This window comes from Pseudomonas sp. Con_6 (assembly GCF_059379395.1).
In genome coordinates this window covers 397,992-422,375 of the sequence record NZ_CM182011.1, presented here as the reverse complement: position 1 = coordinate 422,375, position 24,384 = coordinate 397,992, and the positions used below count along the sequence as shown (strand labels likewise).

Below are 24,384 nucleotides of genomic sequence, written 5' to 3'. Positions count from 1 at the left end.
CCAGGAAAACCGGCGCCCGCGTGCACAACGGGCGCTAATACGGCACAATTGCGCCCATTGGTTTTCAATTGCCCGGGCCGACGACCCTGGCCGGAGTCCCCATGTCCCTGATCATCACCGACGATTGCATCAACTGCGACGTCTGCGAACCCGAGTGCCCGAACGCCGCCATCTCCCAGGGCGAAGAGATCTACGTGATCGACCCGAACCTGTGCACCCAGTGCGTTGGCCACTATGACGAACCGCAGTGCCAGCAGGTCTGCCCGGTCGACTGCATCCCGCTGGATGAAGCGCACCCGGAAACCGAAGACGAGCTGATGGCCAAGTACCGCCGTATCACCGGCAAGGCCTGATGAGCGGCGCCAGCGCGCTTCGCAACCTGTTCCTCGGCGCAAGCCTTGCGCTGTGCAGCGTCGCCGCCCTGGCCGATGGCCCGGGGCGCGCGGCGGTGGCGACACCCCACCCCGACGCGACCGCTGCGGCGCGGGAAATCCTCCAGCAAGGCGGCAACGCCTTCGATGCGGCCATTGCCGTGAGCGCTGCCCTGGCGGTGGTCGAGCCCTATGGCTCGGGGCTGGGTGGTGGCGGGTTCTTCCTCCTGCGCCAGCCCGGCACGCCGACCGCCTATCACTTCCTCGATGCCCGCGAACGCGCGCCCGCCCGGGCCACGGCGGACATGTACCTGAAGGACGGCAAGATCCAGCCGGGCCTGTCGATCAACGGTCCGCTGGCCGCGGCGATTCCCGGCCTGCCGGCGGCGCTGGACGAACTGGCCGCGCGCTACGGCAAGTTGCCGCTGAAGAACACCCTGGCCCCGGCGATCCGCCTGGCCAACCAGGGTTTTGCCGTTGATCGCATCTACCGTGACCGCGCCACGATGCGCCAGACCGCCCTGCGCGACGACGCGGAAAGCGCACGGCTGTTCCTCGACCAGGGTGAAGTGCCGGCGCTGGGCAAGGTGATTCGCCAGCCGGAGCTGGCGGCGACCCTGCAACGCCTGGCAGACCAGGGGCGTGATGGTTTCTACCGGGGGCCGGTGGCGCTGAAGCTGGTAACCGAGGTCAAGGCAGCCGGCGGTATCTGGAGCGCCAGCGACCTCGCCGACTACCGCACCGTGAACCGCGAGCCGCTGCGCTATACCCTCGCCGGCCAGCGCGAACTGATCAGCGCACCGCCGCCGTCTGCCGGTGGTGTGGCCATCGCCCAGAGCCTGGCGATGCTGCAGCGCCTGCCGTGGCAGAGCGCGGACAAGGTGCAGCGCACCCACTACGTGCTGGAAGTGTTGCGGCGTGCCTATCGCGATCGCGGTCTGCTCGGGGATCCGGACCATGTGGCCAACCCGGTGCCGCAATTGCTGGCGCGCCAGCATCTGGTCCAGCTCGTCGACAGTATCGACGTGCGTGACGCCACGCCCAGCAGCAGCCTGCCGCCATCACCGGCCTGGCGCGAGGGCGATCACACCACCCATTTCGCGGTGATCGATGCCCAGGGCAATGCCGTGGCGGCGACGCTGTCGGTCAACCTGCCGTTCGGCGCAGCCTTTACTGCGCCCGGGACGGGTGTGGTGCTGAACAATGAAATGGATGATTTCGCGGCCGATCCGCAGGGCAGCAACAGCTATGGGCTGGCGGGCAGTGAGGCCAATGCCGTGGCGGCGGGCAAGCGGCCGTTGTCGAGCATGAGTCCGAGTTTTATCGAGAGCCCTGCAGAGTTCGCCGCCTTCGGTACGCCGGGGGGCAGCCGGATTCCGAGCATGGTGCTGCTGTCGATGCTGGAATATCTGGATGGGCGGCCGGTGAGTAGCTGGCCGGCGGTGCCGCGGTATCACCACCAGTATTTGCCGGACGTGGTGGAACATGAACCGGGGGCGTTCAGTGCCTCCGAGCTGGAGGCCTTGCAGGCGCGGGGGTACAGCCTGAAGGATGTGGGCCGCAGCTATGGCAACCAGCAGGTGCTGTTCTGGGACAAGCAGAATGGGCGACTGGAGTCGGCCAGTGATCCCCGAGGTGTTGGTAGTTCAGAGGTGCTGAAGCCCTGATTTTCTGGGTGTTCTTACTGGCCCTATCGCTGGCAAGCCAGCGATGAGGCCATCAAATCCCGCACAAAATCCTACTTCTGGCACCGCGGACAAAACACACTGGCCCGCTGCCCCAGCTTAACTTCCCGCAACGTCGAAGCACAGACCTTGCACGGCTCACCCGCCCGCCCATAGACGAACAGCTCCTGCTGGAAATACCCCGGCTGCCCATCCCCACCGATAAAGTCACGCAAGGTGGTGCCACCCCGCTCGATCGCCGCCGCCAGGATCCGCTTGATCTCGATGGTCAACCGCAGATACCGCGCCCGCGAAATGCTCCCGGCCTCCCGACGCGGATCAATCCCCGCCGCGAACAGTGCCTCGGTTGCATAGATATTGCCCACGCCCACCACCACCGCGTTGTCCATGATGAACGGCTTCACCGCCATCGACCGCCCGCGGGACAGCTGGAACAGGCGCTCGCCATCGAACAGGTCGGTCAGCGGCTCCGGCCCGAGCTTTACCAGCAGCTCGTGTTCCAGTGGCGCATGGCTCCAGAGCATCGCGCCGAAGCGCCGTGGATCGGTGTAACGCAGCGCCAGGCCGGACTCCAGCTCGATATCCACATGCTCGTGTTTCTCCGCCGGCAGCCCGACTTCCACCAGCCGCAGGTTGCCGGACATCCCCAGGTGGCTGATCAACGTCCCCACCTCGGCATTCAACAGCAGGTACTTGGCCCGCCGCTCCACCGAGACGAAACGCTGCCCGGACAGGCGCACGTCGAGGTCTTCGGGAATCGGCCAGCGCAGGCGCCGGTCACGGACGATCACGCGGCTGACGCGCTGGCCTTCGATATACGGAGCGATGCCGCGGCGGGTGGTTTCGACTTCGGGTAATTCAGGCATGGATCAGTGGCTACCGAGTTCCTGGATGGTTTGCTTGAGGTTGTCGAAGTCGTATTCCGACAGGCCGATATAGTCCAGCACCAGGTGCCCGACGGTATTCCATTCGTGGTCGACGCCGGTATTGCCCAGCACCCGGTGCGAGGCACAGATGTGCTCGGCCATCTTCAGGATCGCCAGCAGGTTCTTCAGTTGCGCGTTGCGCGGCGAGTCATCGCTGAACACGGCCAAGGCGTTGTGGTGGTTGGCGATGGCGTTGCTGACATGCTCCGGCAGGCGCCACGAGCGCGCGGTGTAGTAGCCGACCACCGCATGGTTGGTGTTGAACACCTGGTTCTCGGTGTCCACCACGCGCTGGCGCTCGCCGGCGCTGGCGTAGGCGTCTTCCAGCACGCTCATGTAGTCGGGGAAGCGCTTGAGCATCAGCGGCACGCCACAATCGTGGAACAGCCCCAGGGCATAGGCTTCGTCCACCGCCTGCGAGCCGATGCGCTTGGCCAGGGTCAGGCAGGTCATCGCCACGTCCTGGGCGGTGTCCCAGAAGCGATTGAGGGTAACGATGGTCTCGTCGCTCATCTCGCCCTTGATCGACTGGGCGTTGATCAGGTTGATGATCGAGCGGCTGCCGAGCAGGTTCACCGCGCGCTGGATCGAGGCGATCTTGTTGGTAAGCCCGTAATGCGCCGAATTGACGATCTTCAGCAGCGCGCCGGCCAGGCCCGGGTCCTGGGAGATCAGCTTGGCGATCGTCTCCAGGTCAGGATCGGGCATGTACTGCTCCATCTGCAGGTCGACCATGATCTGCGGCTGTGGCGGTACGCTGATGCCTTGCAAGGCTTGCTGGATCTGTTCGGCGGTGAGTTCCGGGATCATAAGTTCACACTCGGGGCTGACGGGCGATTCTAACCTGATCGATCGGTCGAGTGACGGCCAGTCGCCATGCAATTTGTCGCGGCGACGGGCGCCCGGGCTGGCCGGCACGGTATACTCCCGCTCTTTTTTCCGGAGCGACGTCATGTCCCTGCCCACTCTTCGTCTCAAAGCCAATGCCGACCGCCGCCTGCGCGCGGGCCACCTGTGGGTCTACAGCAACGAGATCGACGTCGCCGCCACTCCGCTGCACGGTTTCAAGGCCGGTGACCAGGCGATCCTCGAAGCGGCTGGCGGCAAGCCCCTGGGCATCGTCGCCCTGAGCCCGAACAACCTGATCTGCGCCCGCCTGCTGTCCCGCGACATCAAGCTGTCGCTGGACAAGTCGCTGCTGGTGCATCGCCTGAACGTTGCCCTGTCGCTGCGCGAGCGCCTGTTCGACAAGCCGTTCTACCGCCTGGTCTACGGCGATTCCGACCTGCTGCCGGGCCTGGTGGTCGACCGTTTCGGCGACATTCTGGTGGTGCAGATCGCTTCGCCAACCATGGAGCGCCAGCGTGACGACGTCCTCGCGGCCCTGATCCAGGTGCTCAAGCCCAGCGGCATCCTGTTCAAGAACGACTCGTCGGCGCGTGATGCCGAGGGCCTGGAGCGCTACGTCGAGACCGTCTACGGCGAAGTGCCGGAGTGGGTCGCGCTGGAAGAGAACGGCGTGAAGTTCGAAGCGCCGGTGATGGAAGGCCAGAAGACCGGCTGGTTCTACGACCACCGTATGAACCGCGCGCGCCTGGCGCCGTACGTCAAGGGCAAGCGCGTGCTCGACCTGTTCAGCTACATCGGTGGCTGGGGCGTGCAGGCCGGTGCCTTTGGCGCCAGCGAAGTGTTCTGCGTGGACGCCTCGGGCTTCGCCCTGGATGGCGTGGAGCGTAATGCCACGCTGAACGGCTTTGCCGAGAAGGTCACCTGCATCGAAGGCGATGTGTTCGCCGCCCTGCGTGAACTGAAGGCCGCCGAAGAGCGCTTCGACGTGATCGTCGCCGACCCGCCCGCCTTCATCAAGCGCAAGAAGGACCTGAAGAACGGCGAAGGCGCCTACCGCCGCCTGAACGAACAGGCCATGCGCCTGCTGAGCAAGGACGGCATCCTGGTCAGTGCGTCCTGCTCGATGCACCTGCCGGAAGACGACCTGCAGAACATCCTGCTGACCAGCGCGCGTCACCTGGACCGCAATATCCAGTTGCTGGAACGCGGCGGCCAGGGCCCGGACCACCCGGTACACCCGGCGATTCCGGAGACGCGGTATATCAAGAGCATCATCTGCCGGTTGTTGCCGAACAGCTGATAGGCGCTTGAATGAAAAATCCCGGCCTGGTTGCCGGGATTTTTTGTTTGGGGCTGGCGGCGGGGGCGCTTGGCCGTTCCGTAATTACCCGCAAGTCTGGGCGCTGGTTTCCTGATTCTCGCCGCTGCCGGAGCACTGCTTCTAGCGCCCCAGCTTTTCCATCGCCGCATCGGCAAGGAAGGATGAACGACTCTTCACATTGTGATCGCGGACATAACGGTCAATCCGTTGGATCACAAAGCCTGGCAAGGTGACATTGACCTTCTCGGTCTTGCCCAGATAAGGAGTGATATCGATTTCCAGCATTCCCCAGCCCATTCCGGCGAAGTCAGGATTGCTCCGGTGAACGGCGGTTCTGGTGGGCATGGGGATGGGCTCACCATTGCCGGCAATCTCTTCGAGCATGATGTGAGCGACTTCGATTGCGGCAGCGTAGGCCTCCTCGAAGGTGTCGCCAGCGGTGACCGCTCCGGGGATGTCGGGGATCTGGATTCCGGTGGCGGTGTTTTCGTCGCCCCATTCGATGCAGATTGGATATTGCATGGTCGGCTCCTGGCTTCTGATGCGAAGGAGTCGACCTTATCCCCGATCCCCGGGAGAACCCCGGAAAAGATGTGACTGGAGTTATCTTTTAAGGTGCTGGCACTAATTCAGGGAGGACGATTGACCGAGAGTGCGACGCGGACCCTGTGGGAGCTGGCTTGCCAGCGATTGCGATAGTGAATTCACCAAAGTCATCGCTGGCAAGCCAGCTCCCACAGGGTCGGTGTACATCTGAACAGGCGCGTTACAGACCACCCAGCATCGACTTCACCACCCGCCGATGCAGCGGCAGGATCAGGCGCATGTACACCCGCCCCAGCAGGTTATGCGGCTCGACGATGGACGTCAGGCTGAGCTGGTTGTTCGGGTCCAGATGCACCGAGATCATTACATCCAGGTGACTGTCCTTGATCGTCAGGATCAGCTCCTTGTCGGTCACCGCGGCCACCTGGAAGAAATCCAGCTGGTCGCCCACCCGCGCAGTCTTCTGTTCCCGCAGGTTGAAACCGGCCACCGGCTTGAGCCCGAACGGGCGGACCATGAGGTCACGCAGCCACAACGCCTGGTTGATCCATTTCGGCACGGCACGACTCATGCGCCGGTAGGCATCCAGTGCCGTGAGGCCCTGTTCCGGGGTGACCCGGCGGGCGAAACAGTCGAAGAACCACGCCGTGGTAGAGAGCATGCGCAGCACGCTGCTGGCAGGAACATCGGCAGGGTGGACCATATTTCCTCCGTGAAAAAAGGCCATCATTCGAAGAAGGACGCCACGGTAACGCTCTAGCCCGTGGAAAGCGAGCCCGATGACAAATCCCGCCGACCATCCATTGCGCCATTCCCTAAGCCCGCCAGCGGTGTAGAATCGGCCTATTCATCGCCAGTCATCCCCCGGCGGGTTTATGAGCTCTGGCCGAGCGCGCGGCGATCCCGTGGCGTCTGCGGCCTCATCCGTACCAGCGGCCACCTGCCTTGCGGTACCAAGGACAAGAGAAGCTCACTCCCCTTTTTGTCACCTGATTAGCCGCCAGGAGTGCTTCATGCCTGATTACCGTTCCAAAACGTCCACCCACGGCCGCAACATGGCCGGTGCCCGCGCGCTGTGGCGCGCCACCGGCATGAAGGACGAGGATTTCAAGAAGCCGATCATCGCCATCGCCAACTCCTTCACCCAGTTCGTCCCGGGCCACGTGCACCTGAAGGACCTGGGCCAGCTGGTTGCCCGCGAGGTCGAGCGCGCCGGTGGCGTGGCCAAGGAATTCAACACCATCGCGGTGGATGACGGCATCGCCATGGGCCACGACGGCATGCTCTATTCGCTGCCGAGCCGGGAGATCATCGCCGACTCCGTGGAGTACATGGTCAACGCCCACTGCGCCGACGCCATCGTCTGCATCTCCAACTGCGACAAGATCACTCCCGGCATGCTGATGGCCGCCCTGCGCCTGAACATCCCGGTGATCTTCGTTTCCGGCGGCCCGATGGAAGCGGGCAAGACCAAGCTGGCCAGCCACGGTCTGGACCTGGTCGACGCCATGGTCATCGCCGCCGACTCCACCGCCAGCGACGAGAAGGTCGCCGAGTACGAGCGCAGCGCGTGCCCGACCTGCGGTTCCTGCTCCGGCATGTTCACCGCCAACTCCATGAACTGCCTGACCGAAGCCCTGGGCCTGTCCCTGCCGGGCAACGGTTCGACCCTGGCCACGCACTCCGACCGTGAGCAACTGTTCCTCACCGCCGGCCGCACCATCGTCGAGCTGTGCAAGCGCTACTACGGCGACAACGACGCCAGCGTCCTGCCGCGCAGCATCGCCAGCTTCAAGGCGTTCGAGAACGCCATGACCCTGGACATCGCCATGGGCGGTTCCACCAACACCATCCTGCACCTGCTGGCCGCAGCCCAGGAAGCCGAGCTGGCCTTCGACCTGCGCGACATCGATCGCCTGTCGCGCAAGGTGCCGCAGCTGTGCAAGGTGGCGCCGAACATCCAGAAGTACCACATGGAAGACGTCCATCGCGCCGGCGGCATCATCAGCATCCTCGGTTCGCTGGCCCGTGGCGGCCTGCTGCACACCGACGTGCCGACCGTGCACTCGCCGAGCCTGGAAGAAGCCATCGCCAAGTGGGACATCACCCAGACCGACGACCCGGCGGTGCACCACTTCTTCAAGGCAGGCCCGGCCGGTATCCCGACCCAGACCGCCTTCAGCCAGTCGACCCGCTGGGACACCCTGGACGACGACCGTGAAAACGGCTGCATCCGCAGCGTCGAGCACGCCTACTCGCAGGAAGGCGGCCTGGCCGTGCTGTACGGCAACATCGCCCTCGACGGCTGCGTGGTGAAGACCGCTGGCGTGGACGAGTCGATCCACGTCTTCGAAGGCAACGCGAAGATCTTCGAAAGCCAGGACAGCGCCGTGCGCGGCATCCTCGCCGACGAAGTGAAGGAAGGCGACATCGTCATCATTCGCTACGAAGGTCCGAAAGGCGGCCCGGGCATGCAGGAAATGCTGTACCCGACCTCGTACCTGAAGTCCAAGGGCCTGGGCAAGGCCTGCGCCCTGCTCACCGACGGTCGCTTCTCCGGCGGTACCTCGGGCCTGTCCATCGGCCACGCCTCGCCGGAAGCGGCTGCGGGCGGCGCCATCGGCCTGGTGCAGGACGGCGACAAGGTGCTGATCGACATCCCGAACCGTGCGATCAACCTGCTGGTCAGCGATGAAGAGCTGGCGGCGCGTCGTATCGTGCAGGACCAGAAGGGCTGGAAACCGATGGAGCAGCGTCCACGCAAGGTGACCACCGCGCTGAAGGCCTATGCCCTGCTGGCGACCAGTGCCGACAAGGGTGCTGTGCGCAACAAGGCACTGCTTGACGGGCTGTGAGTGGTCGATGAGCACTGAAAAACCGGCGCCTTGAGCGCCGGTTTTTTTAGGCTCTTCACGGTATATCGGGAAACTTGGGGGTTGAATGTTCGGTGTCGGTGTCGGTGTCGCGAGCTTATCCATTGCGGGCGGTGACGCCACCGGCCCCTTCCGCCTTTACGGCGGGTCCATTTTGTTGCGGCAAAATGGACGAAAACCGCCCGCTCCCACAGCCGGCCCTGCGCTTCGCTTCGGGTCCCCTCCTTCCGGCGCCTTGCGTGGGCCCGCGGTCTACGACTTGCTTCGCAAGTCTTCACCTCGCGCTTCGGCTTCGCCGAAGGGTGCTGCGCACCTGCCCCCGCAAGACACCTCCACTCGGCCGGCTGAGGTCGCAATTTGCGGCGCCTGAACCTTCGCGCACATAACAGCAAAAGCAAGAGCGCGGCGTCTTGTTATGTTGGGCTACCGATGCCGATCTTGTTTTCGAAGGTAGAGGCGGAAGGGGCCGGTGGCTTCGCCGCCCGCAATGGATAAGCTCGCGATACCGATACCGCCACTAAACCCAAAGCTTCCCGGTATTCCGTGATGAACCTTTTTTTATGGGGCGTTGCGCGGACCTGTGGGAGCGGGTTTACCCGCGATAACGATGGTGGGTTCACTCCACAATCGCGGGTGAACCCGCCCACGGGGTACGCGTAACGTCTGACTTTCTAGTAACTGGCCCGCACGGTGAAGGTGAAGTTGCGCGGCTCACCATAGAAGTTCGAGCCCCACGGGCTATCCACCCGCTCGTAGTACGTGCAGTCGAACAGGTTGTTGCCGGTCAGCTTCACCGAGACGTTCTTGTTCACCTTGTAGCCGATCTGCGCCGAAGCGATCGCATAGCCACCCTGCTCGAAGTCCCGGTTGCGCCGGTAGTAGGTGGCACTCACCGCCCGCACCCCGCCGGAGATCAGCTCTGCACGGTTTTCATCGTAGATGCGGACATCGCCTCGCTGCCGTTCAGACGACCGTCGAAGAACTCGCGCTTGAGCCCCAGTTCGTACTGCTCGCCTTCACGCGGCTTGATGACGTTGCCGCCGGCATCGACATCCGTCTGCGGCTTGAACACCTTGGTGTAGCTGGCATAGGCCGACAGCTCCGGGGTCAGCTTGTAGAACAGCGCGTCGGTGGCGGCGATCTTGGTCCCCGTACTGGTGCGAGGTCGACCAGGTGCCGTAGTTGGCGGGGCTCTTAGAGGTGCGCAGGCTAGCAGGAGATAAGATCGATTCGCAATTGATATCGCTTTGTGTTGCCCGTGGGGGCGGGTTCACCGCCCCCACAGGTTTTGTATTGCCAGCTCCGCAAGCCCTTACTGGATTTCCTCCGGCGTCACCACCACCCAGTTCTTGTCCGCCGTCACCGGCAATCCTTCCCTGGCCTGCGCCGCCGCATGCTTGGCCATCATCCCATTGATCTGGTCCATGTACTTGGCCTTGCGGTTTATCCACAGGTGCACGCCCCCCTTGGCCACATCGACGCTGTGGAACAGCATGTAACCGTCGCTGTTCGGCGTGTCCCCGCCCACCAGTACCGGCTTCTTCCATTCATCGATATAGGTGAGGATGGCCGCCTGCTTGCCGGCCATCCAGGTCGCCGGGGTCCACAGGTACGGGGTCAGCTCCAGGCCCATATTGGCCGCAGGATCATAGTGCCCGGCGCTGATCTGCTTGCGCGCGGTGGTCAGGGCGCCGCTGGTGCGGTCCTTGAGCAGCGGGCTGACGCCGATGACGTTCTGCGGCTTGACGTTATAGCCGTACTTGGGATCGGAGGCGACCATGCGCACCAGCTCTTCCGAAGCCGCGGTCATCACGTAGACCTCGATGCCGTTCTCCATAAGCTTGTTGTACAGCTCGGTCTGCCCGGTGAACACCTTGGGCGGCTGCACCTCGATGTTCTTGACCTGGTCACCCTCGAAATAGGTGCTCGGCACCGGCTTGCCCGAGGCCATCAGTTCGTCGACGTAGCCCTTGAGCTCCTTGAGCGTAAAGCCGGAAAACACCTGCGCCACCCAGGGGTAGCAGACCATGTCGTCGATTTCGCAGAGGCGGTAGTAGTAGCTGAACAGGCTCTCCTTGTGTTCGGCCGTGTCCTTGAACGGGATCAGCTTGAGCGACGGGTCGAGCTTGTCGCGGGTCAGCACGCCCTTGTTTTCCATGAACGGCAGCAGCGATTCTTCGAGATCGAAGCGGTAGCTGGTGTTGTCCATGTCGAACACCGCGTAGTTACCCTTATGGGCATTGGCGGCGATCATGGCATCAAGCTGCTTGGCGGCCGACTCCGGCCAGTGTTTCAGCTCGACCGCCAGCGCCTGGCCGGCGAGCAGGAAGGCCAGGCCGGTGGCGAGGATCTTCGGAGCGAACTTCATGTGCGGTTCTCCAGAAAAGATGACCGACCAACCCTAAGCACTCCGGCCCCTGCCTTACGCTCTGACAACGACCCCGACAATGGCCCGAGCGGCAGGCACTTGCCTGAAAGCGACTGGCGTTTATTCCAGAAACGACACCATTAATTCCATAACGATATAAATTCGTTTGTTTTCATGCTGTTAGCATTTTCGTTTCAGCAACCGCCGTTTATCGGCGGTTGCGTCGTTTTTACTGGAGCTTCAATGAACCTGCCGCTATTTCTCAACCTGCTGGTGTTCCTGGCATTGCTGCTGGGCCTGGCGAAAACCAATCCGAGCTGGAGCCTGGCGAAGAAGGTGCTGCTCGGCCTGATCCTCGGCGTGCTGTTCGGCACTGCGCTGCATGCGATCTACGGCGCCGGCCACCCGGTACTCAAGGCCACCATCGGCTGGCTGGACCTGGTCGGCGTCGGCTATGTGCAACTGTTGCAGATGATCGTCATGCCGCTGATCTTCGTCTCGATCCTGTCCGCCGTGGCCCGTCTGCATAACGCCTCGTCCCTGGGCCGGATCAGCGTGCTGACCATCGGCACCCTGCTGTTCACCACCGCCATCGCGGCGCTGATCGGCATCGCCCTCACCAACCTGTTCGGCCTCAGCGCCGAAGGGCTGGTGGCCGGCGTTCAGGAAACCGCGCGGATGGCCACCCTCCAGAGCGATTACGCGGGCAAGGTCGCCGACCTGAACATCCCGCAACTGCTGCTTTCGTTCCTGCCGAGCAACCCGGTGGGCGACCTGGCGCGGGCCAAGCCGACTTCGATCATCAGCGTAGTGATCTTCGCCGCCTTCCTCGGCGTCGCCGCCCTGCAACTGCTCAAGGATGATGCCGAGAAGGGCAACCGCGCCCTGGCCGCCATCGACACCCTGCAAGCCTGGGTGACCCGCCTGGTGCGTCTGGTGATGAAGCTCACCCCGTACGGCGTGCTGGCGCTGATGACCAAGGTGGTCGCCAGCTCCAACCTCGACGACATCATCAAGCTGGGCAGCTTCGTGGTGGTGTCCTATATCGGCCTGGCGCTGATGTTCGGCGTGCATGGCGTGCTGCTGGGCCTGGCCGGGGTCAACCCGCTGCGCTTCCTGCGCAAGGTCTGGCCGGTGCTGACCTTCGCCTTCACCAGCCGCTCCAGCGCCGCCAGCATCCCACTGAGCATCGAGGCGCAGACCCGCCGCCTGGGCGTGCCGCAGGCGATCGCCAGCTTTGCCGCGTCGTTCGGCGCGACCATCGGGCAGAACGGTTGTGCCGGGCTGTATCCGGCGATGCTGGCGGTGATGGTGGCGCCAGTGGTGGGGATAGATCCGCTGGATCCGCTGTGGATCGCCACGCTGGTGGCAGTGGTGACCCTGAGTTCGGCCGGCGTGGCCGGGGTCGGTGGTGGCGCGACCTTCGCCGCGCTGATCGTGCTGCCGGCGATGGGTTTGCCGGTGGAACTGGTGGCGCTGCTGATCTCGGTGGAGCCGCTGATCGACATGGGGCGCACGGCGTTGAATGTCAGTGGGTCGATGACCGCCGGGACCATTACCAGCCAGTTGCTCGGGCAGACCGACAAGGCAGTGCTGGCTGGGGATGAGCAGGTGCAGTTGAGTCACTCTTAAAGCTTGCCAGCGATTGGGGCCTGAACAGGCCCCAAAAGTCTCAGATCCTTTCCCACACCTCGAAGTGATACCCCGGCTTCCCTTCCTCCACCGGCCCCGGCTCACTCGATACCTTCTGCCAGACTGCCTCGTCCACCTCAGGGAACCAGGCATCCCCTTGCGGGCTCATCTCCACTCGGGTCAGGTACAGGCGATCCGCCAAGCCGCTCGCCAGAGCCTGCCCATACAGCTGCGCGCCGCCAATCAGCATCAGCTCGTCCACGCCTTTCTCGGCGGCCCACTGCTCGGCACGCACCATGGCGTCCTCCAGCGAAGCGAACACCTCGGCGCCCTCCAGCTGCAGCCCGGCCTGGCGGCTGACCACCAGGTTCAGCCGTCCCGGCAGCGGCCGGCCGAGCGAGTCCCAGGTCTTGCGACCCATGATGATCGGCTTGCCCAGGGTGGTGGCCTTGAAATACTTGAAGTCTCCCGGCAGGTGCCAGGGCATGCGGTTGTCGATGCCGATGACGCGGTTCTCGGCGAGGGCCGCGATCAGGCTGAGGGGGCGTGATGTTTTCATGGCGGCGAGGATAGCAAAGGACGCCTGGGTTATGCTTCCCCGGTGATTGGTTCAAGGAAGCTGTACGTGACTGGATTGACCGACCTGGACAAGCGCTGGCTGACCGAAGCGGTACGCCTGCGTGAAGAACACACCGGGCCCCTGGACGACCAGGAAGCCAACCGCCGCGCCCGCCAGCAGGGTGGCGACCTTGCGCAACGCCTCGAACACCGCGCCCTGTGGCTGGCCGAACGCGACGGCCTGCGCCAGGCCCTCGACCACTACAAGCGCGGTGCACGCCTGGCCCTGCTGGTGTTGCTGGTGCTGGCCGTGGTCAGCGGCGCCGGCCTGGCCTTCGCCGCCCTCGGCGATGGGCTGCGCCCGGTCAACGTGTTCTGGGCCCTGGGCAGCCTGCTCGGGCTCGACCTGCTGTTGCTGCTGGGCTGGGCCGCCGGACTGGTCCTGGCCGGCGATCACGGGGCCAGCCTCGGCCGGCTGTGGTTGTGGCTCAGCGAGAAATTCGCCCGCGACGCGAAAAGCGTGCACCTCGCGCCCGCCTTGCTGGTCCTGCTGCAACGCCAGCGCCTGACCCGCTGGCTGCTCGGCACCCTGGTCCACGGCCTCTGGCTGCTGGCGCTGAGCACGGCGCTGGTCCTGCTGCTGATGCTGCTGTCGACCCGCCGCTACGGCTTCGTCTGGGAAACCACCCTGCTCCAGCCCGACACCTTCGTTGGCCTGACACAGGCCCTCGGCGCCCTACCGTCCCTGCTCGGTTTCAGCACCCCGGACGTGGCGATGATCCGCGCCAGCGGCGACACCCTGCCGGCACTGGATCTCAGCCGCCAGGCCTGGGCCGGATGGTTGCTGGGCGTGCTGGTGGTCTACGGCATCCTCCCGCGCCTGCTGCTGGGAGCGCTGTGCCTGTGGCGCTGGCGCCGGGGTCGCGCGCAACTGGCACTGGACCTCAAGCTGCCCGGCTACAGCGGCCTGCGCGAAGCCTTGATGCCGAGCAGCGAACGCCTCGGGGTCAACGATGCCGCGCCGGAACAACTGCCGCAGATCCAGCGCGGGCAGGACGATGTGCAGCACGAAGGCGCCTTGCTGGTGGGCCTGGAACTGGACGATCAGCGCCCCTGGCCACCCGCATTACCGGCGACGGTGACCGACGCCGGCGTGCTCGACAGTCGTGAATCACGCCGCCGCCTGCTGGACCAGTTGAGTCATTTCCCCCCCGCTCGCCTGGCCATCGCTTGCGACCCACGGCGCTCGCCGGATCGCGGCAGCCTTGCCCTGCTCGCCGAACTGGCCCGCAGCGCCGCCGCAACGCGCATCTGGCTGATGCTGCCGCCACCCGGCCAGGCGCTGGATGCCGAACGCCTCGGCGACTGGCACCAGGCCCTGGAGCAGTTGGCCCTGCCCTACGCCGATACCTCGCCGATCCACTGGCTGGAGCACGGCCATGACTGACGCCCTGAAACTGGCCGTGGTCGGCCACACCAATGTCGGCAAGACCTCGCTGCTGCGCACCCTGACCCGGGATGTCGGCTTTGGCGAGGTGTCCCATCGCCCCAGCACCACCCGCCATGTCGAGGGCGCGCGGCTGTCGGTGGACGGCCAGCCGTTGCTGGAGCTGTACGACACGCCGGGGCTGGAAGATGCCATCGCCCTGCTCGACTACCTTGAACGCCTGGAACGACCGGGCGAGCGGCTCGATGGCCCGGCGCGGCTCGAGCGCTTCCTGCAGAGCAGCGAGGCACGCCAGCGTTTCGAGCAGGAAGCCAAGGTGGTCCGCCAGTTGATGGCCAGCGACGCCGGACTCTACGTGATCGACGCCCGCGAGCCGGTGCTGGCCAAGTATCGCGATGAGCTGGAAGTCCTCGCCGGTTGCGGCAAGCCGCTGCTGCCGGTGCTCAACTTCGTCGCCAGCAGCGACCACCGCGAGCCGGACTGGCGCGAAGCCCTGGCTCGTCTCGGCCTGCATGCGCTGGTCCGCTTCGACAGCGTCGCGCCGACGGAAGATGGCGAGCGGCGGTTGTACGAAAGCCTCCAGTTGATGCTGGAGAATGCCCGACCGGCCTTGCAGCGGCTGATCGATGACCAGCAGGCGCAGCGCCAGGTGCGCCAGCACAGCGGCAAGCGCCTGATCGCCGAGTTGCTGGTGGATTGCGCGGCGTGCCGGCGCAGCGTGGTGGCGAAGCCGGAGGAAGAAGCCAAGGCCATCGCCGAACTGCGCGATGCGATTCGCCAGCGTGAGCAGCGTTGTGTCGAGGCGTTGCTCAAGCTGTATGCGTTTCGGCGCGAGGATGCCAATGCCGGGGATCTGCCGTTGCTGGATGGGCGTTGGGGGGATGATCTGTTCAATCCGGAAACCCTGAAGCTGCTGGGTATTCGCCTGGGTGGCGGGGCCATGGCCGGGGCGGCGGCGGGAGCCGGGATCGACCTGATGGTCGGTGGCTTGACCTTGGGTGTCGCGGCGATTGCCGGGGCCATTGCCGGGGGGGCCCTGCAAACGGCGCGTGGTTATGGCTCGCGCTTGATGGGCAAGTTGAAGGGGCAGCAGGAGCTGACCGTGGATGATGCGGTGCTGCGCTTGCTGGCGGTGCGGCAGCGGCAGTTGCTGCAGGCGCTGGAGGTACGGGGGCATGCGGCGATGGGGCGGATCAGGCTGGAGAATCCGCCGGACCAGGCCTGGCGCGAGGGCAAGCTGCCGGCGGCGCTGAGCAAGGCAAGGGCGCATCCGCAGTGGTCTTCACTGAATCCGGGGGCGAGGTTGAGCCAGGCTGAAAGGCTGGAGCAGATCGAACACCTGCTGCCCGAGATCTGAAAGCAGAACGCGGACCTTGTGGGAGCGGGTTCACCCGCTCCCACAAGGGGCTGCGCTATTCCAGCAGTTGCGCCACATGCCGCTCGGCCAGCGCCGGACCGACGCTCATGCCAACCCCCGTGTGCATCAGCGCGGCACTGATCCCCGGCGCCACCGGCAGCAGCGAGAACGGCCCCGGGCCACCCGAGCCATACACGCCCTGCCAGCGTTCGACGATCTCGATACGCCCGCCCAGGGTCTGCTCGGCCAGTTCGATCATCCAGTCGTCCACCTGCTCGGCATTGAACGGCGAGGCATCGCTGCCGTAGGCGTGGGAGTCGCCGATGATCAGCTCGCCATACGGCGTCGGGCTGATCAGCAGGTGAATGCCATGCTCCAGCAGGTGCGGGCTGTGGGCCTCGACCCGCTCGCGCAGGGCCTGGGCTTCCGGCAGGTCGGCATAGGCGCCGTAGTGCAGGCAGCTCAGGCCGGTGAGCAGGGCGTGCTGCAGGTCCAGCTCGAAACGCGGGCGGGCACGAAGCATCTGCAGGCGGCAGACCTGCGGTTGCAACGCGGCGATCGGTTCGGCCAGCAGGGTCTGGTAGTCGTGCCCGGAGCAGACCACGATCTGCCGGCCGCTGAAACGGCCCTGGGTGGTGTCCAGGTACCCGGGCTCGATGCCACGGACCAGGGTGGAGAAATGGAACTCGACACCCATGGCCTCGCGCAGCCAGTCGATCAGGCTGGGCAGGGCTTCACGGGAGAACACCTGCTGGTCGTCGAGGCCGTGCAGGGCGGCGCGGTGATGGCTGAAACGGCCGTTGTACAGGCCGCGCAGATCGTCGCCTTCGAGCAGGCGGACGGGGTAGCCGTGTTCAACGGCGCGACGGGTGCAGAAGGCGTCCAGCAGGTCGCGCTCCTGCTCGGTGCGAGCCAGCAGCAGCGAGCCGTTGCGCTTGATGGAGAAACCCGCGGCTTGCGCCCAGTGCGCCCACAGCGGGCGGCTGGCACGGGCCAGGTCGAGCATCTGGCCAGGCGGCTGGCCGCTGACCAGGGCCTGGCCGAAGTTGCGTACCGAGGCACCGAGCGGGGTGGCGCTGCGCTCGAAGACCTTGACCCGCAGGCCGCGCCGGGCGGCGGCATAGGCATGGGAAAGGCCGAGGATGCCGGCGCCGACGATGAGAAAATCGGTCATTTCAGATCCTGTTGGGTAGGCAGGTTTTGGGGCTGCGCTTTGACTTACTGCTGGGCAACCTTCTCCGACTTGCCGTCATAGCGCTTGCGCCATTCGGCCAGGATGCTGTCGCGGTTCTTCGATGCCCAGCCGAAGTCGTTCTTGATCAGGCGCTGCTCGTAGTCCGCCGGCAGCTCGGTCTGCGGCTTGGCGATACCCGGCTGGGCCAGCACGGCGAAGTTTTCCTTGTACAGCTCCATCGCCGCCGGGCTGGCGGAGAAGTCGGCCAGGCGCTTGGCCGCGTCTTCATGCGGGGTGCCCTTGATCACCGCGGTGGCCTCGATCTCCCAGCCCAGGCCTTCCTTCGGCAGTACGATATCCAGCGGCGCGCCCTGGCGCTTGAGCTGCACGGCCGGGTATTCGAAGGAAATGCCGATCGGGAACTCACCGGCAGCCGCCAGCTTGCATGGCTTGGAACCGGAGTGAACGTACTGGCCGATGTTCTGGTGCAGCGCATCCATGTAGGCCCAGCCCTGCGGCTCGCCGAAGGTCTGCAGCCAGGCGCTGACGTCGAGGAAGCCGGTGCCCGAGGACGCCGGGTTGGGCATGACGATCTTGCCCTTGTACTCGGGCTTGGTCAGGTCCTGCCAGCTCACCGGCTTGCTCAGGCCCTGCTTCTCGGCCTCGACAGTGTTGAAGCAGATGGTCGCGGCCCACACGTCCATGCCGACCCAGGCCGGCGGATTGGCTGCATCGCGGTAGTTCGCGCCGATCTTGCCCAGGTCTTTCGGCGCGTAGGCCTGCAGTATGCCCTGCTGGTCGAGAATGGCCAGGCTAGAGGCGGCCAGCCCCCACACTGCGTCAGCCTGCGGACGGTCCTTCTCGGCCAGCAGCTTGGCGGTGATGATCCCGGTGGAATCACGCACCCACTTGATCTCGATGTCCGGGTTGGCCTTTTCGAATGCCTGCTTGTAGCTCTTGAGTTGTTCGGCTTCCAGCGCGGTGTAGACCGTCAGTTGGGTCTGGGCGGCGTTGGCGTGCACGCTGAACGCGGACAGGACGGCAGCGGCAAGAGCGAGTGGCTTGAACATGATGCGGTTCCTTTGAAGGGGGTCGGGTGGCGTGATCAATGGCCCGGCGCGCGCTGGCGCCAGGCCTGGGAGCGTTTCAGCAGGCCCTTGGAGGCCCAGGCCAGCAGCAGCGAGACGCCGGCGCTGGTGAACAGGATCAGGGTCGACATGGCAGCGGCACCGCCGACGTTGCCGGCGTCGTCCATGTTCAGCACGGCCACCGCGGCGAGGATGGTGTCCGGGCTGTAGAGGAAGATCGCCGCCGACACCGTGGTCATCGCCGAGACGAACAGGTAGCGCACGATGTCCAGCAGCGCCGGCAGGCAGATCGGCACGGTGACCCGCATGAAGTGCCGGTACAGCGGCGCCTTGAGCGACAGCGCGGCGGCCTCGAACTCGCCGTCGAGCTGGCGCAGGGCGGTGGTCGCGGTCATCTGCGCGGTGGTCAGGTAGTGGGCCACGGTGCACACCACCAGCAGGGCCATGGTTCCGTAGAACACATGCAGCGGGTTGCCCGGCAGGTTGAAGAAGAAGACGTAGCCCAGGCCCAGCACCAGCCCAGGCACCGCCATCGGCACGAAGCTGAGCAGGCGCAGGACCTGGTTGAGGCTGCGCTGGCCGCTGGTCTTTTCCATCAGGTAGGCGCCGGTGAAGATCGCCACGCTGCCGATCAGCGCAGTGCCCACGGCCATGGTCAGGCTGTTGCAGTAGGCCAGCCAGCCGCCGCCGGCGGTTTCGTCGAACTGGTAGTGCTTGAGGGACAGCGACAGGTTGTACGGCCAGAACTTCACGAACGACGAGTACACCGCCATGCCCACCACCAGCAGGAGCGCGGCGCACACCACCAGGACGATGGCCAGGAACCAGGCATCGCGACGGCGCGACACCTGCGGCTCGAAGACCTGGGCACGGCCGCTCATGGCCTCACCCTGACGGCGGCGCAGCCAGGCGTCGACGCCAAAGCTGAGCAGCGCCGGGACCAGCAGGATCATGCCGATCAGCGCACCGCGACCGAACTGCTGCTGGCCGACCACGGCCTTGTAGGCTTCCAGCGCCAGCACCTGGTAGTCACCGCCCACCACCACTGGCACGCCGAAGTCGGTGATGGTCAGCGTGAACACCAGGCAGAACGCGGCGAACACGGCCTGGCGCGTGGCCGGCCAGGTGATGCTATGGAAGGCGCGCCACCGGCCGGCGCCCATGCTCGACGCGGCGTCGAACAGGCGGGCATCGGCCAGGGACAGCGCCGACATCAGGATCATCAGGGCGTGGGGAAAGGTGTAGATGGCTTCGCCGAAGACGATGCCCCAGAAGCCATAGATATTGTTGGAGAGCAGCCCGCGCAGCATGCCTTGGTTGCCGAACAGGTAGACCAGCGCGATGGCCGGCAGCATCGAAGGCGCCAGCAGCGGCAGCAGGGAAATCCCGCGCCAGATGCGCTTGCCGGGAATCAGCGTGCGTTGCAGGGCGTAGGCGAACAGGTAGGCCAGCGGCACGACGATAGCGGCGACGCTGAGGGATACCTTGAGGCTGTTGCCCAGCAGCCAATGGAAGTTGGCGCTGGCGAACAGCTCGCTGGCCGCAGCCCAACCGCCGCCCTGCCCGGCTTCGCTGCTGAAGCCGCGCCAGAAGATCGCCAGCAGCGGCAACAGTACCGAGACCACAAGAAACATCAGCAGCAGCCATTTGCCGCCGACCACGAACAGACGGTCACCCAGGGCAACGCCAGACCGCGGTTTTGCCTTCGCCTGGGCGATCGGCAGGGTGAGTGGAGCGCCCATCTCAGGCAAAGACCTGCAGGCTGCGCGGCGGCAGGGCCACCCAGATATCCTGCGAACCCAGGCGCGGCATGGCTTGCGGGGCGACTTCGGCGAGCAGGGCATGGCCCGGCAGCTGGTGCAGTTCGAAGCTCATGCGGCAGCGATTGCCGAGGAAGGTGATTTCCCGCAGGCGCGCCGGGAACAGGTTTTCCTCGTGGACGATCGGGTTGATGGTGATCGCCTCGGGGCGGCAGAACAGCCGGCCACTGCCGCTGGCCTTGGCGCCCGGGGCCAGGCGCAGGTTGAGGTCGCCGACCTGGGCATGGCTGTCGCTGCAACGCTGGAACGGCAGCCAGTTGCCCTGGCCGATGAACTCGGCGACGAACGGGGTGGCCGGGCGGTCGTAGATTTCCTGCGAGGTGGCGTACTGCTCGACCTGGCCGTTGTTCATCACGGCGATGCGGTCGGCCATGAGCATGGCTTCGTCCTGGTTGTGGGTAACCATCAGGGTGGTGATGCCCAGTTGGCGCTGGAGCTGGCGCAGCTCGGTGCACAGATGGTCACGGACCCGAGCGTCGAGGGCCGACATGGGTTCGTCGAGCAGCAGCAGGGACGGCGCCGGCGCCAGGGCGCGGGCCAGGGCGACGCGTTGCTGCTGGCCGCCGGAAAGCTGGCCGGGGTATTTCTTTTCGCTGCCGGTCAGGCCGACCAGTTCCAGCATCTGCCCGACGCGCTGGCGCACCTCGTTGCGGCCGCTGCCGGCCAGGCCGTAGGCGATATTGGCTTCGACGGTGAGGTTGGGGAACAACGCGTAGGACTGGAACAGGATCCCGTAGTCACGGGCTTGCGGCGGCAGGGTGGAGATATCGCGGTCGCCGATCATCAGCTCGCCGCGGTCCTGGCGCTCGAGGCCGGCGATGCAGCGCAGCAGGGTAGTCTTGCCGCAACCGGACGGGCCGAGCAGGCAGACCAGCTCGCCGGCGGCGACGTCGAGGGACACATCCTGCAGGGCGGTGAAGGCCCCGAAGCGTTTGTTGATGCCGCGAACGCGCAACTGGGCGCCGGGTTGTGCAAGCGTGTTGTTCATGACAGGACCTCACCGAACGAATGAGGGTCATGCTAGGTACGCTTTGCGAAGGTTCCGTGGCGTTGGGGCAAAAGCTGACGATAGTGGTATTGGCAGATTTTTGTTGGTGATCTTGAAGGCCTCATCGCTGGCAAGCCAGCTCCCACAGGTTCAGCGGCGCCGCGGACACTGTGGGAGCTGGCTTGCCAGCGATAAGGCCCTCACGTCAGGAATCGATAGCCGACATTTCCTGGGCCAACCCGAGAAAAGCAGCCGGCAACCGCGCATGGCGCCTTTCCTTCAGACAATACAGATACTCATGCATCACCGGCGCCCCCTCCAGGCTGAGCACCCGCAGTTCCGGGTTATGCGGCACTTCATGTCGGGCAATGATGCTGATCCCGATATTCCTCAGCACCGCCTCGCGAATCGACTCGCGACTGCCGATCTCCAGCAGCGCCCCGACCTTCACCCCCGCCTCTTCGAGCATCTGCTCGGTCAGCTTGCGCGTGGTCGAGCCCTGCTCGCGCATCAGCAGACAATGCCCGGCCAGCGCTGCCAGCGGCACCGACTCCCGCGAGGCAAGCGGATGGCTGCGATGCACCGCCACCACCAGTGGATCGGTGCCCAATATCCGCCGTATCAGCCGATTGTCTTCCAGCAACTGCGAGGACGCCGCCACATCCACCCGGTATTCCTCCAGCAACTCCAGGACCTGCTGCGAGTTGCCGATCTCCACCGAGACCTCCACCTGCGGCAGGCGCTCACGGAAGATCTTCACCAGATCGAGGATGTAGTACGGCGCGGTCGCCGCCACCCGCAGCGCGCCCTGCTGCTGGCCGCTGTTGCGCAGGAAGAACTCGATATCGGCTTCCTTCTGCAGCAGGTCGCGCACCATCGGCAGCAGCCGCGCGCCCTCCTCGCTCAGGGCCAGGCGCCGGCCACCGCGGTAGAACAGCTCGACGCCGTAATGGCTTTCCAGATTACGGATCTGCGTGGTGACGGTGGGCTGGCTGAGCCCGAGCTTCTTTGCCGCAAGGGTGATGCTGCCCAGGCGGGCCACCCTGTAGAACGCCTTCAGCTCGGAACTCAGCATAAATCCTCTTACTTTCTCAGCAGGCGCAGCCCGTTGAAGACCACCAGCAGGCTCACGCCCATGTCGGCGAACACCGCCATCCACATAGTCGCCAGGCCGGCGAATGTGATCGCCAGGAAGATCGCCTTGATACCCAGGGCCAGAACGATGTTCTGCACCAGGATCGCAGCGCTTTGCCGCGAGAGCCTGACGAAGGCCGGGATTTTGCGCAAGTCGTCGTCCATCAGGGCAACGTCGGCGGTCTCGATGGCCGTGTCGGTACCGGCCGCAGCCATGGCGAAACCAATCTCGGCGCGGGCCAGGGCGGGGGCGTCGTTGATACCGTCGCCGACCATGCCGACGCGGTGGCCCTTGGCGTAGAGGTCTTCGATAGCGGCCAGCTTGTCTGCCGGCAACAGGTTGCCACGGGCTTCGTCGATGCCGACCTGGGCGGCGATGGCGTCGGCGGTGTGCGGGTTGTCACCGGTGAGCATGACCGTGCGGATACCCAGCTCATGCAGCTCGGCGATGGCTTCGCGGCTGGTCTGCTTGACCGTGTCGGCGACGGCGAACAGCGCCAGCGGGCCGGAAGGGTCGAGCAACAGGACCACGGTCTTGCCCTGGCGCTCCAGCGCGTCGAGTTTTTCCTCCAGCTGCGGCGAGCACAGGCCCAGCTCTTCCACCAGGCGGTGGTTGCCCAAGTGGTAGCGCACGCCGTCAACTTCGCCGCTGACGCCACGACCCATCAGGGCCTGGAAGTCGTTTACCTCGGCGAATTCGACACCTTGTTCCTTCGCCTGGCGGGCAATCGCCAGCGATACCGGGTGGTCGGAACGTCCGGCCAGGCTGGCGGCGATACGCTGGGCGCGGTCGTCGAAAAGGGTGTCCAGCACCTGCATGTCGGTCTGCACCGGTTTGCCGTGGGTCAGGGTGCCGGTCTTGTCGAGGGCGAGGAAATCCAGCTTGCGCCCGCCTTCGAGGTAGACGCCGCCCTTGATCAGGATGCCCTTGCGCGCTGCGGCGGCGAGGCCGCTGACGATGGTCACCGGGGTGGAGATCACCAGGGCGCACGGGCAGGCCACCACCAGCAGGACCAGCGCGCGATAGATCCAGTCGAACCAGGCGCCGGCCATGAACAGCGGCGGAATCACTGCCACCGCCAGGGCGAAGGCGAACACCGCCGGGGTGTAGATGCGCGAGAACTGATCGACGAAGCGCTGGGTCGGTGCCCGCGCGCCTTGGGCTTCTTCCACGGCACGGATGATCCGCGCCAGGGTGGATTCGCCAGCGGCGGCGGTGACGCGGTACTCCAGGGCACCGGACTGGTTGATGGTGCCGGCGAAGACCTTGTCGCCCGGGCCTTTCTCCACCGGCAGGCTTTCCCCGGTGATCGGCGCCTGGTCGATGGTCGACTGACCGCTGACCACCTCGCCGTCGAGACCGACGCGTTCGCCCGGCCGGACACGCACCAGCGCACCGAGCTGAACCTTGGTCACCTCTACTTCCAGCCACTGCCCGTCAGCCTGCTGCACCGTGGCCATATCGGGGCTCAGTTGCATCAACCCGCCAATGGCATTGCGTGCGCGATCCAGCGAACGTGCCTCGATCACTTCGGCGAGAGTGAACAGCACCATGACCATGGCCGCTTCCGGCCACTGGCCGATCAGCACGGCACCGGTCACGGCGATGCTCATCAGCGCGTTGATGTTGAGATTGCGGTTCTTCAGGGCGATCCAGCCCTTCTTGTAGGTGCCCAGGCCACAACCGAGGATCGCCGCCAGGGCCAGTACCGCGACCACCCACTCCGGCGCCGCCGCGGTGAAATGGACGATTTCCGCCGCCAGCGCGGCGACGCCGGACAGCGCCAGCGGCCACCAGGCTTTCTTCGCCGGGGGCGCGGCCTTCTCCTGCGCGTCGTCGGCCAGCGGCTCGGCTTGCATGCCCAGCGAGGCGATGGCCTCGACGATGCCGTGCTTGTCGCCAAGGGTATGGCGCACGCCGAGGATGCGGTTGATCAGGTTGAATTCCAGTTGCTCGATGCCGGCAAGCTTGCCGAGCTTGTTCTGGATCAGCGTCTGTTCGGTCGGACAGTCCATGGCCTCGATGCGGAAACGGCTGAGCTGGGCGTCGGCGCTGGCGCGCTCCTGCAGTTGCACTAACGCAGGCGCTTGCGCAGCGGAACAGCAGCCATGGGCTTGCGGCTTGGGCGCGCAACAGCCGTGAGTAGACTCACTGGAGTGATCGTGATGAGAATGGTCGTGATCGTGCGGCTTTTTATGCGGCTCGAAGCTGACAGGTCGATTCATGAGGGGGCATCCCTAAAAGTC

General features: G+C 65.2%; 21 protein-coding genes. 7 read left to right on the top strand and 14 right to left on the bottom strand.

The features are described 5' to 3' along the window. Positions 1–101: 101 nt before the first annotated feature. Together AC5QPF_RS01915 and ggt are read left to right on the top strand one after the other, a co-directional pair. Complete coding sequence (locus AC5QPF_RS01915) at positions 102–353, top strand: YfhL family 4Fe-4S dicluster ferredoxin (RefSeq protein ID WP_011531711.1); 252 nt, start codon at positions 102–104, stop codon at positions 351–353. Further along, positions 353–2,038 carry a gamma-glutamyltransferase gene (gene ggt, locus AC5QPF_RS01910; protein ID WP_494961781.1) on the top strand — a complete coding sequence of 562 codons (1,686 nt, stop codon included), beginning with the start codon at positions 353–355 and terminating at the stop codon, positions 2,036–2,038. Before AC5QPF_RS01915 ends, ggt begins: the two co-directional genes overlap by 1 nt. A 71-nt stretch (positions 2,039–2,109) precedes the next feature. Here ggt and mutM read toward each other — a convergent pair whose 3' ends face one another. Further along, positions 2,110–2,922: a bifunctional DNA-formamidopyrimidine glycosylase/DNA-(apurinic or apyrimidinic site) lyase gene (mutM, locus tag AC5QPF_RS01905; protein WP_494961780.1), complete on the bottom strand. Its 813-nt coding sequence runs from the start codon at positions 2,920–2,922 to the stop codon at positions 2,110–2,112. A gap of 3 nt (positions 2,923–2,925) precedes the next feature. Beyond that, positions 2,926–3,792, bottom strand: a complete 867-nt coding sequence (locus AC5QPF_RS01900) for an HDOD domain-containing protein (RefSeq protein WP_494961779.1) — start codon at positions 3,790–3,792, stop codon at positions 2,926–2,928. 142 nt (positions 3,793–3,934) lie between these two features. On the opposite strand from AC5QPF_RS01900, the gene AC5QPF_RS01895 reads away from it, so the two are divergent. Then, entirely contained in the window at positions 3,935–5,131 is a 1,197-nt protein-coding gene (locus AC5QPF_RS01895) for a class I SAM-dependent methyltransferase (protein ID WP_494961778.1), read from the top strand. 141 nt (positions 5,132–5,272) lie between these two features. Here the strand turns inward: AC5QPF_RS01895 and AC5QPF_RS01890 are convergent, their stop codons facing one another. Both AC5QPF_RS01890 and AC5QPF_RS01885 read right to left on the bottom strand, forming a co-directional pair. Next, the gene (locus AC5QPF_RS01890; protein WP_494961777.1) at positions 5,273–5,674 is read right to left on the bottom strand and encodes a type II toxin-antitoxin system HicB family antitoxin; all 402 of its coding nucleotides are present in this window, start codon (positions 5,672–5,674) and stop codon (positions 5,273–5,275) included. A 244-nt stretch (positions 5,675–5,918) separates the two neighbouring features. After that, positions 5,919–6,401 (bottom strand): DUF2867 domain-containing protein, encoded by a 483-nt coding sequence (locus tag AC5QPF_RS01885; protein ID WP_494961776.1) that lies wholly within the window; start codon positions 6,399–6,401, stop codon positions 5,919–5,921. A gap of 310 nt (positions 6,402–6,711) precedes the next feature. Here AC5QPF_RS01885 and ilvD point away from each other — a divergent pair, with 310 nt between their 5' ends. Continuing rightward, the gene (gene ilvD / locus AC5QPF_RS01880; RefSeq protein ID WP_494961775.1) at positions 6,712–8,553 is read left to right on the top strand and encodes a dihydroxy-acid dehydratase; all 1,842 of its coding nucleotides are present in this window, start codon (positions 6,712–6,714) and stop codon (positions 8,551–8,553) included. Positions 8,554–9,242: 689 nt separating this feature from the next. On the opposite strand, the gene AC5QPF_RS01875 is transcribed toward ilvD, so the two are convergent. The 3 genes from AC5QPF_RS01875 to AC5QPF_RS01865 all read right to left on the bottom strand — a co-directional run bounded on the left by AC5QPF_RS01875 (position 9,243) and on the right by AC5QPF_RS01865 (position 10,939). Beyond that, positions 9,243–9,464: a hypothetical protein gene (locus tag AC5QPF_RS01875; protein WP_494961774.1), complete on the bottom strand. Its 222-nt coding sequence runs from the start codon at positions 9,462–9,464 to the stop codon at positions 9,243–9,245. Positions 9,465–9,484: 20 nt separating this feature from the next. Further along, a complete protein-coding gene (locus AC5QPF_RS01870; RefSeq protein WP_494961773.1) occupies positions 9,485–9,643 on the bottom strand; it encodes a hypothetical protein in 159 nt (52 codons plus the stop codon). A 240-nt stretch (positions 9,644–9,883) separates the two neighbouring features. Further along, positions 9,884–10,939 carry an HAD family hydrolase gene (locus AC5QPF_RS01865; protein WP_494961772.1) on the bottom strand — a complete coding sequence of 352 codons (1,056 nt, stop codon included), beginning with the start codon at positions 10,937–10,939 and terminating at the stop codon, positions 9,884–9,886. A 243-nt stretch (positions 10,940–11,182) separates the two neighbouring features. On the opposite strand from AC5QPF_RS01865, the gene AC5QPF_RS01860 reads away from it, so the two are divergent. Continuing rightward, positions 11,183–12,571 carry a cation:dicarboxylate symporter family transporter gene (locus AC5QPF_RS01860; protein WP_494961771.1) on the top strand — a complete coding sequence of 463 codons (1,389 nt, stop codon included), beginning with the start codon at positions 11,183–11,185 and terminating at the stop codon, positions 12,569–12,571. A 40-nt stretch (positions 12,572–12,611) separates the two neighbouring features. Here the strand turns inward: AC5QPF_RS01860 and AC5QPF_RS01855 are convergent, their stop codons facing one another. Then, positions 12,612–13,130, bottom strand: coding sequence for a dihydrofolate reductase (locus tag AC5QPF_RS01855; RefSeq protein ID WP_494961770.1), 519 nt, complete (start codon positions 13,128–13,130; stop codon positions 12,612–12,614). A 66-nt stretch (positions 13,131–13,196) separates the two neighbouring features. Between AC5QPF_RS01855 and AC5QPF_RS01850 the strand changes: the two genes are divergently transcribed. Continuing rightward, positions 13,197–14,576 carry a DUF2868 domain-containing protein gene (locus AC5QPF_RS01850; protein WP_494961769.1) on the top strand — a complete coding sequence of 460 codons (1,380 nt, stop codon included), beginning with the start codon at positions 13,197–13,199 and terminating at the stop codon, positions 14,574–14,576. Then, positions 14,569–15,933, top strand: a complete 1,365-nt coding sequence (locus AC5QPF_RS01845) for a DUF3482 domain-containing protein (protein WP_494961768.1) — start codon at positions 14,569–14,571, stop codon at positions 15,931–15,933. The genes AC5QPF_RS01850 and AC5QPF_RS01845 overlap by 8 nt, the downstream gene beginning before the upstream one ends. 55 nt (positions 15,934–15,988) lie before the next feature. On the opposite strand, the gene AC5QPF_RS01840 is transcribed toward AC5QPF_RS01845, so the two are convergent. The 6 genes from AC5QPF_RS01840 to AC5QPF_RS01815 all read right to left on the bottom strand — a co-directional run bounded on the left by AC5QPF_RS01840 (position 15,989) and on the right by AC5QPF_RS01815 (position 24,363). Beyond that, a complete protein-coding gene (locus AC5QPF_RS01840; protein WP_494961767.1) occupies positions 15,989–17,107 on the bottom strand; it encodes a TIGR03364 family FAD-dependent oxidoreductase in 1,119 nt (372 codons plus the stop codon). A gap of 44 nt (positions 17,108–17,151) precedes the next feature. Beyond that, the gene (locus AC5QPF_RS01835) at positions 17,152–18,177 is read right to left on the bottom strand and encodes a putative 2-aminoethylphosphonate ABC transporter substrate-binding protein (protein ID WP_494961766.1); all 1,026 of its coding nucleotides are present in this window, start codon (positions 18,175–18,177) and stop codon (positions 17,152–17,154) included. A gap of 35 nt (positions 18,178–18,212) precedes the next feature. Beyond that, positions 18,213–19,937, bottom strand: coding sequence for a putative 2-aminoethylphosphonate ABC transporter permease subunit (locus tag AC5QPF_RS01830; protein WP_494961765.1), 1,725 nt, complete (start codon positions 19,935–19,937; stop codon positions 18,213–18,215). 1 nt (position 19,938) lies between these two features. Beyond that, complete coding sequence (locus tag AC5QPF_RS01825; RefSeq protein ID WP_494961764.1) at positions 19,939–21,003, bottom strand: putative 2-aminoethylphosphonate ABC transporter ATP-binding protein; 1,065 nt, start codon at positions 21,001–21,003, stop codon at positions 19,939–19,941. A gap of 205 nt (positions 21,004–21,208) precedes the next feature. Continuing rightward, positions 21,209–22,078, bottom strand: coding sequence for a LysR substrate-binding domain-containing protein (locus AC5QPF_RS01820; protein WP_494961763.1), 870 nt, complete (start codon positions 22,076–22,078; stop codon positions 21,209–21,211). 8 nt (positions 22,079–22,086) lie between these two features. Then, the gene (locus tag AC5QPF_RS01815) at positions 22,087–24,363 is read right to left on the bottom strand and encodes a heavy metal translocating P-type ATPase (protein ID WP_494961762.1); all 2,277 of its coding nucleotides are present in this window, start codon (positions 24,361–24,363) and stop codon (positions 22,087–22,089) included. Positions 24,364–24,384: the final 21 nt, after the last annotated feature.